This is a genomic window from Oceanibaculum pacificum (assembly GCF_001618175.1).
In the GTDB taxonomy this organism is placed as follows: Bacteria; Pseudomonadota; Alphaproteobacteria; order Oceanibaculales; family Oceanibaculaceae; genus Oceanibaculum; species Oceanibaculum pacificum.
Genome location: NZ_LPXN01000168.1, coordinates 1 through 14,002, shown reverse-complemented (window position 1 = coordinate 14,002; position 14,002 = coordinate 1). Strand labels below are relative to the sequence as shown.

Below are 14,002 nucleotides of genomic sequence, written 5' to 3'. Positions count from 1 at the left end.
CCCTGGATTGCCGGGTCAAGCCCGGCAATGACAAAGTGAAGAAAGTCAGGAGGAACCCCCATGTCCGATTCCGCGAAAACCCCGGTCGAATTCTATTTCGACTTCTCCTCGCCCTATGCCTATCTCTCCGGCCTGCGGATCGACGAGGTGGCGCGGCTGTATGAGCGCCAGGTGGCGTGGAAGCCGGTCATGCTAGGCGTGGTGTTCAAGACCACCGGCGCCACCCCGCTGCTCGACCAGCCGCTGAAGGGCGATTATTCCCGGCGCGACCTGCTGCGCACCGCGCGCCTGCTGGGCGTGGATTTCGCCTTTCCGAACCAGATGCCGTTTGCCGCCATCGCGCCGTCGCGGCTGTTCTACTGGCTGGAGGAACAGAATCCGGCGCTGGCCAAATCCTATGCCAAGGCGGTGTTCTCCACCGCCTTCCAGGAAGGGGTGTCGGTGAACAGCCCGGAGATCGCCGCCGATGTCGCGGCCAAGCTGGGCGTCGACCGCGAGGCGGCGCTGGCCGCCTGCAACGACCCGGCGGTGAAGGACAAGCTGCGCGTGGCTAATGAGCAGGCCATCGCCGCCGGCATCTGCGGCGCGCCCTTCTTCGTCATCGACGGCGAGCCGTTCTGGGGCAATGACCGGCTCGACCATGTCGAACGCTGGCTCGCGACCGGCGGCTGGTGAGCGCGACCGCATGAGCATCCTGAAAAGCCAGATCAACACCCGCAGCGAGGCGTTCCGCGAGAACGAGGCGGCAATGCGCGCGCTGGTCGACGATCTGAAGGCCAAGGTGCAGCAGGTGAAGCTGGGCGGCGGCGAGAAGGCGCGCGAGCGGCATCTGTCGCGCGGTAAGCTGCTGCCGAGGGAGCGCGTGCGCACGCTGCTGGATGTAGGATCTCCCTTCCTGGAGCTGTCGCAGATGGCGGCGCATGGCGTCTATGGCGACGATATCCCGGCGGCCGGCATCATCACCGGCATTGGCCGCGTCTCGGGCCAGGAGTGCGTCATCGTCGCCAACGACGCCACGGTGAAGGGCGGTACCTATTTTCCGCTGACCGTGAAGAAGCATCTGCGCGCGCAGGAGATCGCGCGGGAGAATAACTTGCCTTGCGTCTATCTGGTCGATTCCGGCGGGGCCAACCTGCCGAACCAGGATGAGGTGTTCCCCGACCGCGACCATTTCGGCCGCATCTTCTTCAACCAGGCCAACATGTCGGCCGAGGGCATCCCGCAGATCGCCGTGGTGATGGGCAGTTGCACGGCGGGCGGGGCCTATGTGCCCGCCATGTCGGACGAAAGCATCATCGTGAAGGGCCAGGGCACCATCTTCCTGGGCGGCCCGCCCCTGGTGAAGGCGGCGACCGGGGAGGTGGTGACGGCCGAGGATCTGGGCGGGGCTGACGTGCATTCCCGTACCTCCGGCGTGACCGACCATTACGCCCAGAACGACGCCCATGCGCTGTCCATCGCGCGCAAGATCGTCGGCAACCTGAACCGCGCCAAGCAGCCGAACGTGACGCTGCGCGAGGCAAGGCCGCCGCTCTACGACCCGGCCGAGCTGTATGGCGTGGTGCCGACCGACCTGCGCAAGCCCTATGACGTGCGCGAAGCCATCGCCCGCATCGTCGATGGCAGCGAATTCGACGAGTTCAAGCAGCTCTACGGCCAGACGCTGGTGACCGGCTTTGCCCATCTGTTCGGCTATCCGGTTGGCATCATCGCCAATAACGGCATCCTGTTCTCGGAATCGGCGCTGAAGGGCGCGCATTTTATCGAACTGTGCGCCCAGCGCGGCATTCCGCTGGTGTTCCTGCAGAACATCACCGGCTTCATGGTCGGCCGCAAATACGAGGCCGGTGGCATCGCCAAGGACGGCGCGAAGCTGGTGACGGCGGTGGCGACGGTCAATGTGCCGAAGATCACGATGATCCTGGGCGGCAGCTTCGGGGCCGGCAATTATGGCATGTGCGGCCGGGCCTACTCGCCGCGCTTCCTGTGGATGTGGCCGAACGCCCGCATCTCCGTCATGGGCGGCGACCAGGCCGCCAACGTGCTGGCCCAGGTGAAGCGCGACAATTTCGAGGCCGCCGGCACCGACTGGCCGGCCGAGGAGCAGGAGGCCTTCATGGCCCCGATCCGCCGGCAATACGAGGATCAGGGCCACCCCTACTACGCCAGCGCCCGGCTGTGGGACGACGGCATCATCGACCCCGCCGAGGCCCGGACGGTGCTGGGCCTCAGCCTGTCGGCGGCCCTGAACCGCCGCATCGAGCCGACCCGCTTCGGCGTGTTCCGGATGTAGGCTACGGCTTTTTCTGCACTGCCTCGTCGACGATGCTGGGATGCCGTTCGATGATGCTGAGCAGGGTGCGCGTGGGTCCGTCAGGCTGGTTGCGGCCCTGTTCCCAATTGCGCACGGTGCTTGGCTCCAAGGCAAAGCGCAGGGCAAAGGCTTCCTGCGTCAGGTGAAGCCTTTCGCGGATTGCGCGGACATCCATTTTGCCGGGCGGTTGCAGCAAGGCCACGTCTAGGTCCAGTGACCTCAGGCGGTTGATGAAGGCGGGGATATCCGACACGTCGGGTATTCGCAATTCCGTTCTGCCCTGCTCCGCCAGCCGGGTAAGGTGGCCGTGAGCTGCCTTGAGGCCGATTCCTCCCTCCCGCAACAAGCGGACGAGATCGCTGTGTCGTGTGAAGTCGCCCTGGAGAGACAGGCTAATCGACAGCGGGGAACCGGAAGGGTGCGGGTATTTCGCCTTTGCGTCTTCCCGACGTTCGACGAGCGCCCTGAACGATGATTTCGTCGACATCTGCGACCTCCAATAGTTTCCGAGCTATCGCATTCAGGCCAGCCCGCCCCAGGCTTCCGGGGCGAAGCCCGTCTATATGTGCCTGCCGTAGCGTAAGGGTGCGGCCTGTAATGGAGATTTCCGCCAGTATGTTCAGCGTGCCCAAGGATGTGGTCACGGCAATCTGAACCACCGGATGCTCGGCCTCCGTGATTTCTATGCCTATTTCCTCGGCCTCTAGCATCACCAATTATGTACGCTATTCGCGTAGTGATTGCAACCAGGCGACCAGATCGGCTACCTTTCCCGGCATGGCGACGATCTGGTTCTATCATCTGCAGCGCAGCGATCTGGAGGCGGAGTTGCCGCGGCTGCTGGAGATGACGCTGGCGCGCGGCAAGCGGGCGCTGGTGCTGGCCTCCTCGGCCGAGCGGGTGGAAGCGCTGGCGGATCATCTGTGGCGCTTCAGCGACGAAAGCTTCCTGCCGCACGGCACGGCGAAGGATGGCCGACCCGAGGCGCAGCCGGTCTGGCTGGCGGAGACGGACGGGAACGCCAATAATGCCGACTACCTGTTCCTGACCGATGGCGCCACCTCGGACCTGCTGGACGGTTTCGAGCGTTGCCACGATATTTTCGACGGGCGCGACCCGGCGGCGCTGAGTGCGGCGCGCGAGCGCTGGAAGGCGCTGAAGGCGGCCGGGCACGAGCTGGCCTACTGGCGTCAGAAGGACCAGGGCGGCTGGGAGAAGGCCGCCTGAAGCTGGCTGTTGCCGCAACGCAGCACGCCCGCTATAAACCCCGCCACCAGTTTACCCCCAATAAGCCTTCTGGAGCGAACCATCATGGCCATCGAGCGCACCCTGTCGATCATCAAGCCGGACGCCACCCGCCGCAACCTGACGGGCAAGATCAACGCCCGCTTCGAGGAAGCCGGTCTGCGCATCGTCGCGCAGAAGCGGATGCGCCTGACCCAGGAGCAGGCCGAGGGCTTCTACGCCGTGCACAAGGAGCGCCCGTTCTTCGGCGAACTGGTCAGCTTCATGATCTCCGGTCCGGTCGTGGTCCAGGTGTTCGAGGGCGAGAACGCCGTTGCCAAGAACCGTGAAGTGATGGGCGCCACCAACCCGGCCAACGCCGCGCCCGACGCCAGCACCCTCGACCCCGCGACGCTAGCCGGCGGCACGATTTGCTCCCTGGGCAACGGTCCGGCCGCCGCCGCCGCCACGGTCGCGATCCATCCGGAACACATAGGTGATGATCTCGGCGACGGCCTGGTACTGCTCGGCCTTGATCTCCTGGTCCAGCTCGACGGTGGCGAACAGCAGGCGGGCGACCGGCGGGTTCTCGACGATGGGCACCCCGCTCTCCTCCGCCAGTTCGCGGATGCGCAGCGCCACCGCGTCGACGCCCTTGGCGACCAGCATCGGCGCCTCCATGCTGTCGCGCTCATATTTCAGCGCGACGGCGTAATGGGTCGGGTTGGTGATCACCACCGTGGCCGAGGGCACCGCGGCCATCATGCGCTGCCGGGCGCGCTGCATACGCAGATTGCGCAGCCGTCCCTTCACATGCGGGTCGCCCTCGGTCTGCTTGTATTCGTCGCGCACTTCCTGCTTGGTCATGCGCATATCCTCGGTGAACTGATAGCGCTGATAGACCAGATCGGCGATGGCGATGACCGCCATGACCGCCACCGCCCCGCCCAGCAGCTTGATCAGCATCCAGCGGATTTCCTCCAGCATGGTGACCGGGTCGAGCTGCATGATCTCCTCCAGCCGCGACAATTCCGGCCAGAGCAGGAGGGTGAGCAGCGCGCCGATGACGGCGATCTTGAACAGCCCCTTCAGGAACTCGACGAAGCCCTTCAGCGAGAAAATCTGCTTTAGCCCCTTCAGCGGCGAGATGTTCTGCAGCTTCGGCGCGATCGCCTCGGGCGCGAACAGCAGGCCGTTCTGCATGAAGTTGGACATGAAGGCGAAGGCGACGAAGATCAGCACCGGGATGATCAGGGCGAAGCCGGTGCCGAAGGCGATATAGCCCAGCGCGTCGCCGACGCCGCCGGAATCGGCCTTCATCTCGTGCGGCTTTTCCAGGAACGGGCGCAGCACCTCGTACATCTGCTTGCAGATGGCGGCCCCGAACACGCCGATGACGATCAGCCCGCCGAGCAGCGAGAACCAGCTGGAGATTTCGCGCGAGACCGGCACCTGGCCTTTCTCGCGGGCGTCTTCCAGTTTCTTGCTTGTCGGGTCCTCTGTTTTAGAGGAATCGTCTTCGTCCGACATCGGCGGTCATCCAGACGCTTAGGGCGACAGAAAGCGGGTCAGCACGCTTTCATAATAGCGCAAGAACCACATCATTGCGGCGGATAGAATCAGCGAGAACAAAAACAGCCCCAAGGTGAGCTGCACCGGCAGGGCGACGAAGAATATCTGCAATTGCGGCATCAGCCGGGACAGGATGCCGAGGCCGCAATAAAACAGCGTGCCGATCACCAGCAGCGGCGCGGAAATCTGCAAGGCGACGCGGAAGCCATCGGCCACCATGCGGGTGATCTCGTGCGAGAAATCGCCGAGCGGCAGCGCCATGCCCGGCTGGAAGATCGTATAGCTGTCGACCAGCCCCAGCAGGAACAGATGATGCAGGTTGGTGACGAAGATCATCAACAGCCCCAGCGTGCCCAGAAAGGCGCCCGGCAGCGAGCCCTGGGTGCCGAGGCTGGGGTTGAACGCCTGGGCCGAGGCCAGGCCGATCTGCATCGAGATGATGAAGCCCGCCGTCTCCAGCAGCAGCAGGGCGATGCGCGCGATGCTGCCGATGAAGAAGCCGACCAGCACCTCCCCGGCGACCAGCAGGGTCAATCCCGGCACGGTGGCCGGCATCGGCGGCAGCACGGGCTGCACCGCCGGCAGCACGACAAAGGCCAGCAGCAGCGCGAAGGTCAGCCGCACCCGCGTCGAGACCAGCCCCTCGCCAATGCCAGGCATCAGCATGACGGCGGACCCCATGCGGGCGAACACCAGGAAGAAGGCGTAGAACTGGGCGGGGAGGAAAAGCTCGAAAGGCATTGCCGGTCCGGGGCCTGTCCGGCCGGCCTAGCCGAGCGCGATCATGCGGTCGACAAGGCCCTGGGTGAAGGTCAGCAAGGTCGAGAGCATGAAGGGCAGCAGCACGAACAGGCTGGCGAAGACGACCAGGATTTTCGGCACGAAGACCAGCGTCATTTCCTGGATGTGGGTCAGCGCCTGAAATATCGAGATGATCAGGCCGATAATCAGCCCGACCAGCATGACCGGGGCGGAAATAATCAGGGTAATCAGCAGCGCGTCGCGCGCTACGTCGATGACATCGACGGCGTCCACAGCGATCCTTCCGCCGTCACATCGGCATGCGCAGGATTTCCTGGTAGGCCTGGACCATGCGGTCGCGCAGGCCGACGACGGTCTGCAAGGTCACCTCGGCGCTGTTCACGGCGGACACCACATCATTCAGATCGGCCTGGCCGGTGACGGCCTGCAGGCTCATCTTCTCGCCGGTCTTCATGACGTTGTGGGCGTCGTCGGCGGCATCGCGGATGAAGCTGGCGAAATCGCGGCCGACATCGCGCGCTTCCATCCCGCCGCCCTGCGGCACCTTGGTGTAGGCGGCAATCGCATCGCCGATCTTGGCTACCATGGTCCCCTCCTTGCGAAACGCCGATGGCGCTTCAAGACAATCCGTCGAGTTTTACCACTAACTGCGCAGAAGATCGATGGTCCTCGTCAGCATCGACATCGAGCTTTCGATGACGTTCAAATTGGCCTCGTAGCTGCGCTGGGCCTCGCGCATGTCCATCATCTCGACCATCGTGTTCACGTTCGGGCTCATCACATAGCCGTCCTGGTCGGCGAAGGGATGGCTGGGGTCGTACTGCATCTCGAATTGCGAGGTGTCGTTGAACACCCGGTTCACCTGGACCAGATGCACGTTGTTCGCGCGGTCGAGGACGTTGCTGAAGGTCATGATCTTGCGGCGATACGGATCCTGGCCGGGTCCGGCCACCGAATCGGCGTTGGCGAGATTTTCGGAAGCGACGCGGATGCGCATCCCCTGGGCCTTCATGCCCGAGGAGGATATCTTCATCGCGTTCATCAGATCCTGAGCCATTATCCCTCTCCTCTGCCCGATCCGGCCTTACGCGCCCGGCTGACGGCCGACGGCCATCTTCAGCATGCCGACATTCTGGCGATACAGATTGGTCACCAGCCGGAAATCCGCCTGGGTTTCCGACACTTTCATCAGCTGCTGCTCCAGCGAGACGGTGTTGCCGCTGATCGTCACTTCATAGGGTTGCTTCGTGGGGTCCTTCATATCGCGCACGCCATCCCGGCGAATGCCCTGCAGGTGCCCCTTGTCGGTGGCCGCCACATTGATGCGCGGCACGTCGCGGACCAGGGCGCGAAAATTCGGCTTCTCCAGGTCGCGGCTGACATAGCCAGGGGTATTCGCGTTGGCGATATTCTCGGACAGCAGGGACTGGCGCTGGGTCAGCCAATCCATCTTCTGCTTGATGCCCCGGTACAGGGCCATTTGCGTCAGTTCCATCGTCCGCTTCCCTCTTGCGCCCGGATATATCCGGCCAGTCGACAGAGTAGAAGCAAGCACCGTGCCGAATGGAGAAAGCGGCGGAAATACTGGGGTTTCGCCGGCCCGCCCCCGGCCCTGGCGGCAGGAATTGCCGAGGGCCGCGCGGGAAGCGGAAATAATCGCCTAGCCGGCGGGTTTTTCCGCGTCGGAATCGGCCGCGTCCTCGGCCTCCTCGGCGGCCTCGCGCGCGGCCTTCTTGCGTTCGGCCATGCGCACGGTCCAGATCGAGATTTCGTAGAGAATCAGCAGCGGCACCGCCAGGCTGATCTGGCTGATCGGGTCTGGCGGCGTCAGGATGGCCGCCACCACGAACATGACCACGATGATGTAGCGCCGCTTCTGCCGCAGGCTGTTCGCCGAGACAATGCCGGCCCGGCCCAGCAGGGTCAGGAACACCGGCAGCTCGAAGGCCAGGCCGAAGGCGAAGATCAGCGTCATCACCAGGCTGAGATACTCGCCGACCCGGGCTTCAAGCTGGATCGGCAGCGCCCCGTCGACGCCGCCGGTCTCGAAGCCCAGGAAGAATTGCCAGGCCATCGGCATGACGAAATAATAGGCCAGCGCCCCGCCCATGAAGAACAGCACCGGCGTGGCCACCAGGAACGGCAGGAAAGCCTGCCGCTCATGCTTGTACAGCCCCGGGGCTACGAACATCCAGAGCTGCGCGGCGATGATCGGAAAGGACAGGAAGAACGCCGCCCACAGCGCCACCTTCACATAGGTGAAGAAGGCTTCCGTCAGATTGGTGTAGATCATCCGGCGGCCGGCTTCATGGCCCAGAATGTCGGCCAGCGGCTGCACCAGGAAGGCGTAGATATGCTCGGCCACCATGTAGCAGGCGACGAAGGCGATAAACAGCCCGCCCACCGCATACATCAGCCGGTTGCGCAGCTCGACCAGATGTTCGAGCAGCGGCATCTTGTTGTCTTCGGGGTTATCGGTCACCGGCGGCAATCCTGCTTCGTCATGCGCCTGGCGCTTTGTCGGAGGGCTTGGTCTCGGCGCCCGGGGCGATTGCCGGCTCGGTCACCGGCTGGGGCGCCGGCTCGGTCGAAGCGGCGGCCATCGGAACGACGGGCTTGGAATCGAGGGCGGCGGGCTGGGCCGGGGAGGTCGCAGCCGGCTCGGCCGGCTTGATCTCCTTCCCCGTGGTGGGGTCGAATTTCATGTCCAGCTCGCGCTTCGGGTCGACATGGTCCTGGATCGTATTGGCGATGCCCTTGGTGCGCACATCGTCGAGCTGCTTGCGCACATCGTCCAGTTCCGCCTCGCGCACCATATCGTCGACATGGCCCTGGAACTCGCGCGAGACTTCGCGGACCTTGCGCATGGCGCGGCCCATCATTCTCAACGCGTTGGGTAGTTCCTTGGGGCCGAGAACGATGATGGCGACCAGCGCGATAACCGCTATCTCGCCCCATCCCAGATCGAACATGGCAACCCACCAATCTCCGGACGAACGATCCCCGGCACGGCGCTAAACCCGCCATGCCGGGGCCTGAAGGCTCAGCCCTTGGCGACCTCGTCCTTGTGGGGCGCAGCCGCCGGCGCCGGATCGGCTGCCGCAGCGGCCTTTGGGGCGGCCGTCGGGGCGGCGTTCGTTGCATTCGACTGATTGATTGTCTTGTTGGCGTCGGCCGGAGCGTCGTCCTCGTCCTTCATGCCGGACTTGAAGCTCTTCACGCCCTTGGCGACGTCGCCCATGACCTTCGGCAGCTTGCCCGCCCCGAAGATGATCAGCACGATCACCAGGATCAGGATGACCTGCCAGAAACCGATACTCATATGCTCTAACTCCGCTCGCTCCGGTCATCCCGCGCGCCGGTTCATCCGAAGCGCATCAGGATTGTCTCCCCATTAAGTGGGTTGTCCGCCTACCCTATTCGAGCCGGATAATGGCAGAAAGAACCTACCCAGGCAACGTTCAGGGCTCGCTTTCCTTCGGGAAGATAAAGGCCTGCTGGCGATCCAGCGAGACCGCGACGCGCTCCCCTTCCCGGGGCAGGAACAGGCCCGGCACCCGGCTGTGCAGATGCAGCGGCGGGCGCTCCGGTCCACCGCCCTCCGCCTCCAGATGCACCAGGCTGGCGCGGCCCAGCATGCGCGCCGCGACGACCCGCGCGGTCGGCATCGTAGCATCCGCCGCCTCGATGGCGGCCAGGCGCAGCGCCTCCGGCCGGATGATCGCCTCGACCGCCAGCCCGTCCGCCAGCCCCGGCGCGGGGATCGGGCCGAAGGGCGTCGCCACCGCGCCGCCCCGCACGATGCCGCCAATCCGGTTCACGTCGCTGAAGAAGGCGGCGACATAGGCGTTGGCCGGTTTGTAGTAGATATCGACCGGCGTTCCCATCTGCTGCACCAGCCCGTCACGCATCACCGCGATGCGGTCGGCCATGAACATCGCCTCCTCCGCATCGTGGGTGACCAGCAGGGTGGCCGTGCCGGCGCGCTTCAGCACGTGCAGCGTATCGTCGCGCACCTGGCCGCGAAGCTGCGCGTCCAGGCCGGAGAACGGCTCGTCCAGCAGCACGATGCGCGGCTGCGGGGCCAGCGCGCGGGCCAGCGCCACGCGCTGCTGCTGGCCGCCGGAAAGCTGGTGCGGGTATTTCTGCGCATGGGCCGCCATGCCGACCTGCTCCAGCGCCGCCAGGCCGCGCTGCCGGCGCTCGGCGGCGCCTACATGATCCAGGCCGAAGCCGACATTCTCGATCACCTTCAGATGCGGGAACAGCGCGTAATCCTGGAACACGAAGCCGACGCCGCGGCGTTCCGGCGGCAGCGCGCGGCCCGGCTCGGCGACAAGCTGGCCGGCGATCGATAAATGCCCCTGTTGCAGCTCCTCCACGCCGGCGCACAGCCGCAGCATGGTGGTCTTGCCGCAGCCCGACGGGCCGACCAGCGCCACCACTTCGCCGGGCGCTATCGCCAGATCGACGCCGCGCAGCGCCGACACAGCGCCGTAGCGATGGGCGAGGCCGCGGGCCTCCAGCATGTACTCGGGCGCGGGCTTGGCCGCCAGGGCAGACACTTACAGATCCTCCTCGTCGAGCAGCAGGGGTTCGTCCCCCTCCTCCTCATCTGCGGAACCGCTTGCCATATCGGCCTCTTCCTCGCGCATCGCAATGGTGGCGAGGCTGGGCCGCTTGTCGAGCAGGCCGGCGGCCTTCAACTCCTCCACGCCGGGCAGCTCCTTCAGGTCGGCCAGGCCGAAATGGCTGAGAAACACATCCGTCGTCACCCAGGTCAGCGGCCGGCCCGGCGATTCGCGGCGGCGGCCGGGCTTCACCCAGCCGGCTTCCAGCAGCACGTCCAGCGTGCCCTTGGACAGGCCGACGCCGCGCACCTCCTCCACCTCCGCCCGGGTGATCGGCTGGTGATAGGCGATGATCGCCAGCGTCTCGATGGCGGCGCGCGACAGCTTGCGCACCTGCTCGCGCTCCTGCGCCAGCATCGGCGCCAGATCGGGCGCGGTGCGGAAGGTCCAGCTGCCGGCGATGCGCGTCAGAACCACGCCGCGATTTTCGTACAGCCCCGCAAGATCGGTCAGCAACTCTTTGATATCCATACCATCCGGCAGGCGCTCGGCAAGCTGCGCCTCGGCGACGGGCTCGGCGGCCGCGAACAGCATCGCCTCCAGTAGGCGCAGCGCCTGCGCGCGGTCCCGCTCGGCGCTCATGTCTCCTCCCGCGCGCGGGTGCGCAGGAAGATCGGGCCGAAGGTCTCGCTCTGCTTCAGCTCGATGGCGCCCTGCTTGGCCAGCTCCAGGCTGGCCCCGAAATTGGCGGCGATGGCGGAGCGCAGGATCATCGGGTCGCGCAGGCCGGACGGCAGGAAGCTTTGCAGCACCGTCCAGTCCGGCACCTTTCCGACCAGCAGGCGCAGCCGGTCCAGCGCATCCTCGATGGAATAGAGCCTGGTCGGCGCGATGCGCAGCGACTTGTGCTCGGTCCGGCGGCGGAAATCGGCATAGGCCTTCAGCATGTCGTAGAGCGACACGTCGATGGTCGAGCGGATCAGCGTCGGGAATATCTCCGGCGCGCCGCGCGCGAACACGTCCTGGCCCAGGCGCGGCTGCGCCATCAGCCGCACGCCGGCTTCCTGCATAGCACCCAGCCGCTGTAGCTGGAAGGCCAGCGCCTCGGCCATCTCCTCGCCCGACGGCTCGGCCTCGCCGGGCGGCGGCGGCAGCAACAGGCGGGATTTCAGGAAGGCCAGCCAGGCGGCCATCACCAGATAATCGGCCGCGATCTCCAGATGCAGCCGCTGCGCCCGGTTGATGAAGTCGAGATATTGCTCGGCCAGCTTCAGGATGGAGATGCGCGTCAGATCGACCTTCTGGTCGCGCGCCAGGGTCAGCAGCAGATCGATCGGCCCTTCGAAGCCGTCGAGGTCGAGGATGAGCTGCGGACCCAGCGCCGCCGCCGGGGCCTCGTCCTCCTCGAACGCCTCGGGGCCGGCCATGCCCTAGATCACCCCGACGCCCGACAGGATGGCGTTGCCCAGATACTGCACCGGGGCCAGCACCAGCCAGTCGACGATGGGAAAATCAATGCCGATCTGCGCCAGCCCGAAGGGTATCAGGAAAAGCCCGCCGATCACCAGCACCAGCCCGGCGCGTTCCAGCTTCGCCAGGCGGATCGCCAGCGCATAGGGCAGCAGCCCGACGGCGACGCGGCCGCCATCCAGCGGCGGGATCGGCAGCATGTTGAAGACGGCCAGCACCAGATTCAGCCAGATCGCGTTTTTCAGATTCTCCAGCGTCCAGTATGCCACGCTTTCCGGCAGAAGCGGCACCAGATGCAGCCCCACCGCGGCGACCACCGCCAGCACCAGATTGATCCCCGGCCCGGCGGCGGCGACCAGCACCATGTCGCGGCGCGGATTGTTCAGGTTGGAGAAATTCACCGGCACCGGCTTGGCGAAGCCGAACAGGAAGGGTGCCCGCACCAGCAGCAGCAGGCCGGGCAGGATGATGGTGCCGAACGGATCGACATGCTTCAGCGGGTTGAAGGTCACCCGCCCCTGCTGCTTGGCCGTATGGTCGCCCAGCCGCCAGGCGACGAAGCCGTGCGCTGCCTCGTGGAAGGTGATCGCGATCAGGACCGGCAGCACCCAGACCGACGCGGCCAGCAGCACCTCGGCGAGATAATCCAATGCGGTGCCCCTTTAGGCGGCCAGCAGCGTGTCGAGCCGGGCCAGCGCCCGCTCGCGGTCGAACGCGGTCTTCTCCGGCAGGCCGCGCAGGGCGCGGGCGAAGCGGCGGGCGGCTTGGCCTTCCAACGGCCGGATCGCCCCCGCCACCTGCTCCATCTCGACGAAATCGCCGCTGCAATGCAGGACCAGGTCGCAGCCGGCATCCAGGCAGTCGCGGGTGCGCGACGCATAATCGCCGCCCAGCGCCTTCATGCCGATATCGTCCGACATCAGGCAGCCGCCGAAGCCGATGGTCTTGCGGATCACTTCCTCGATCATGATTTTCGAGATGGTGGCCGGCCGGTCCGGGTCAATGGCGCTGTAGACCACATGCGCGGTCATGCCGAACGGCGCTTCCGACAGGGCGGCGAAGGCCCCGAAATCGCTCTGCTCCAGCTCCGCGCGCGAAGCCGCGACCACCGGCAGCTCCAGATGGCTGTCGACCGTGGCCCGGCCATGCCCGGGAATATGCTTGATCACCGGCAGCACGCCGCCGGCCATCAGCCCGTTGGCGACGGCGAGGCCCAGGGCCGCCACAGCCTCCAGCCCGGCGCCGTAGGCGCGGTCGCCGATGATGCCGTGGGTCTCCGGCCGCAGCAGGTCGAGCACCGGGGCGCAATCGACGTCGATGCCCAGCGCCGACAGCTCCTCGGCGATCAGCCGCGCGTTCAGATGCGCGCCCTCCATCGCCGCTTCGGGATCGGTCTCGTACAGCTTGGCGAAAACGCCGGCCGGCGGGGCCTGACGCCAATGCGGCGGCTTCAGCCGCTGCACCCGCCCGCCTTCCTGGTCGATCAGGATCGGCGCGTTCTCCCGGCCGATGCAGGCGCGCAGCTCGCGCGTCAGCGCGGCCACCTGCTCCGGCGTCTCGCAATTGCGCTGGAACAGGATGAAGCCGGCCGGATCGCAGGCCTTGAACAGCGCGCGCTCCGCCGCGCTGAGCGTGGTGCCGGCAAGGCCGAAGATGACGGCGCTGGGTGTGCTCATGAACGAACCCGGAGGTTGCGGATAGACGATCAGGGGCGAACGATCAGGCAGGCCTGCTTCTGCGCCTTCAGCGCGTCGCACACCTTGGTGGCCGCGGCCTCGTCCAGCGGGCCGGCCTGAACCCGGTGATAGGTCCCCTTGCCCGCCACCTCGACGGTCTGGGTGGAGAGCGTCAGGCTGCCCAGCTCGCCCTTGTAGCGGCCCTTGAGGCGGTTCCATTCCTGCGTCGCCGCCTCGGCCGAGCGCACCGCGCCGAGCTGCACCTTGAAGCGCCCGCCGGAAACCGGCGGGGTGCTTGCGGCGGCGGAAGGCGCTGCGGCCGGCGCATTCGCCGCCGGGGGCGTGCTTGGCGCGGGCGTTTGCGCCGCCGGGGGCTGCGGGGTCGGCGCCCGCTCCGGCACCGCCGGGCTCTG

The 14,002-nt window shown here is 66.1% G+C and carries 19 protein-coding genes and 1 pseudogene; 4 read left to right on the top strand and 16 right to left on the bottom strand.

The genetic code is table 11. The features are described 5' to 3' along the window. The first annotated feature begins 60 nt into the window (after positions 1–60). Both AUP43_RS17565 and AUP43_RS17560 read left to right on the top strand, forming a co-directional pair. Entirely contained in the window at positions 61–675 is a 615-nt protein-coding gene (locus AUP43_RS17565; RefSeq protein ID WP_067560119.1) for a 2-hydroxychromene-2-carboxylate isomerase, read from the top strand. A gap of 10 nt (positions 676–685) precedes the next feature. Further along, positions 686–2,293 (top strand): carboxyl transferase domain-containing protein, encoded by a 1,608-nt coding sequence (locus tag AUP43_RS17560; protein WP_067560116.1) that lies wholly within the window; start codon positions 686–688, stop codon positions 2,291–2,293. A gap of 1 nt (position 2,294) precedes the next feature. On the opposite strand, the gene AUP43_RS17555 is transcribed toward AUP43_RS17560, so the two are convergent. Further along, entirely contained in the window at positions 2,295–2,801 is a 507-nt protein-coding gene (locus tag AUP43_RS17555) for a helix-turn-helix domain-containing protein (RefSeq protein WP_067560114.1), read from the bottom strand. Between the two features lie 290 nt (positions 2,802–3,091). On the opposite strand from AUP43_RS17555, the gene AUP43_RS17550 reads away from it, so the two are divergent. Both AUP43_RS17550 and AUP43_RS18790 read left to right on the top strand, forming a co-directional pair. After that, on the top strand, positions 3,092–3,541 hold the full coding sequence (locus AUP43_RS17550) for a DNA polymerase III subunit chi (protein WP_067560112.1): 450 nt from the start codon (positions 3,092–3,094) through the stop codon (positions 3,539–3,541). An 84-nt stretch (positions 3,542–3,625) separates the two neighbouring features. After that, positions 3,626–3,922, top strand: a pseudogene (locus tag AUP43_RS18790) (nucleoside-diphosphate kinase); the annotation flags it as partial. Between the two features lie 30 nt (positions 3,923–3,952). Here AUP43_RS18790 and flhB read toward each other — a convergent pair. The 15 genes from flhB to AUP43_RS17465 form a co-directional block, all read right to left on the bottom strand. Further along, positions 3,953–5,068 (bottom strand): flagellar biosynthesis protein FlhB, encoded by a 1,116-nt coding sequence (gene flhB, locus AUP43_RS17535; RefSeq protein ID WP_067560106.1) that lies wholly within the window; start codon positions 5,066–5,068, stop codon positions 3,953–3,955. An 18-nt stretch (positions 5,069–5,086) separates the two neighbouring features. Next, the gene (gene fliR, locus AUP43_RS17530; RefSeq protein ID WP_067560104.1) at positions 5,087–5,851 is read right to left on the bottom strand and encodes a flagellar biosynthetic protein FliR; all 765 of its coding nucleotides are present in this window, start codon (positions 5,849–5,851) and stop codon (positions 5,087–5,089) included. Between the two features lie 27 nt (positions 5,852–5,878). Beyond that, on the bottom strand, positions 5,879–6,145 hold the full coding sequence (gene fliQ, locus AUP43_RS17525) for a flagellar biosynthesis protein FliQ (protein WP_067560102.1): 267 nt from the start codon (positions 6,143–6,145) through the stop codon (positions 5,879–5,881). 16 nt (positions 6,146–6,161) lie between these two features. Then, positions 6,162–6,458, bottom strand: a complete 297-nt coding sequence (locus AUP43_RS17520; RefSeq protein WP_067560100.1) for a flagellar hook-basal body complex protein FliE — start codon at positions 6,456–6,458, stop codon at positions 6,162–6,164. 57 nt (positions 6,459–6,515) lie between these two features. Continuing rightward, entirely contained in the window at positions 6,516–6,929 is a 414-nt protein-coding gene (flgC, locus tag AUP43_RS17515; protein WP_067560098.1) for a flagellar basal body rod protein FlgC, read from the bottom strand. Positions 6,930–6,956: 27 nt separating this feature from the next. Further along, a complete protein-coding gene (locus AUP43_RS17510) occupies positions 6,957–7,367 on the bottom strand; it encodes a flagellar basal body protein (protein WP_067560096.1) in 411 nt (136 codons plus the stop codon). A gap of 165 nt (positions 7,368–7,532) precedes the next feature. After that, positions 7,533–8,354, bottom strand: coding sequence for a twin-arginine translocase subunit TatC (gene tatC, locus AUP43_RS17505; RefSeq protein WP_456093700.1), 822 nt, complete (start codon positions 8,352–8,354; stop codon positions 7,533–7,535). A 19-nt stretch (positions 8,355–8,373) separates the two neighbouring features. Further along, entirely contained in the window at positions 8,374–8,844 is a 471-nt protein-coding gene (gene tatB / locus AUP43_RS17500) for a Sec-independent protein translocase protein TatB (protein ID WP_067560094.1), read from the bottom strand. Between the two features lie 71 nt (positions 8,845–8,915). After that, entirely contained in the window at positions 8,916–9,194 is a 279-nt protein-coding gene (gene tatA / locus AUP43_RS17495; protein WP_067560092.1) for a twin-arginine translocase TatA/TatE family subunit, read from the bottom strand. Between the two features lie 139 nt (positions 9,195–9,333). Further along, complete coding sequence (locus AUP43_RS17490) at positions 9,334–10,437, bottom strand: ABC transporter ATP-binding protein (protein ID WP_067560090.1); 1,104 nt, start codon at positions 10,435–10,437, stop codon at positions 9,334–9,336. Continuing rightward, entirely contained in the window at positions 10,438–11,085 is a 648-nt protein-coding gene (gene scpB / locus AUP43_RS17485; RefSeq protein ID WP_067560088.1) for an SMC-Scp complex subunit ScpB, read from the bottom strand. It lies immediately after the preceding gene. After that, entirely contained in the window at positions 11,082–11,870 is a 789-nt protein-coding gene (locus AUP43_RS17480; protein ID WP_067560086.1) for a segregation and condensation protein A, read from the bottom strand. The genes scpB and AUP43_RS17480 overlap by 4 nt, the downstream gene beginning before the upstream one ends. A 3-nt stretch (positions 11,871–11,873) precedes the next feature. After that, entirely contained in the window at positions 11,874–12,563 is a 690-nt protein-coding gene (locus AUP43_RS17475; RefSeq protein WP_157089414.1) for a site-2 protease family protein, read from the bottom strand. 12 nt (positions 12,564–12,575) lie between these two features. Beyond that, positions 12,576–13,589 (bottom strand): beta-N-acetylhexosaminidase, encoded by a 1,014-nt coding sequence (nagZ, locus tag AUP43_RS17470; protein WP_067560084.1) that lies wholly within the window; start codon positions 13,587–13,589, stop codon positions 12,576–12,578. Between the two features lie 29 nt (positions 13,590–13,618). Further along, on the bottom strand, positions 13,619–14,002 hold a 384-nt coding region (locus tag AUP43_RS17465; RefSeq protein WP_198154960.1), incomplete at its 5' end, for an SPOR domain-containing protein.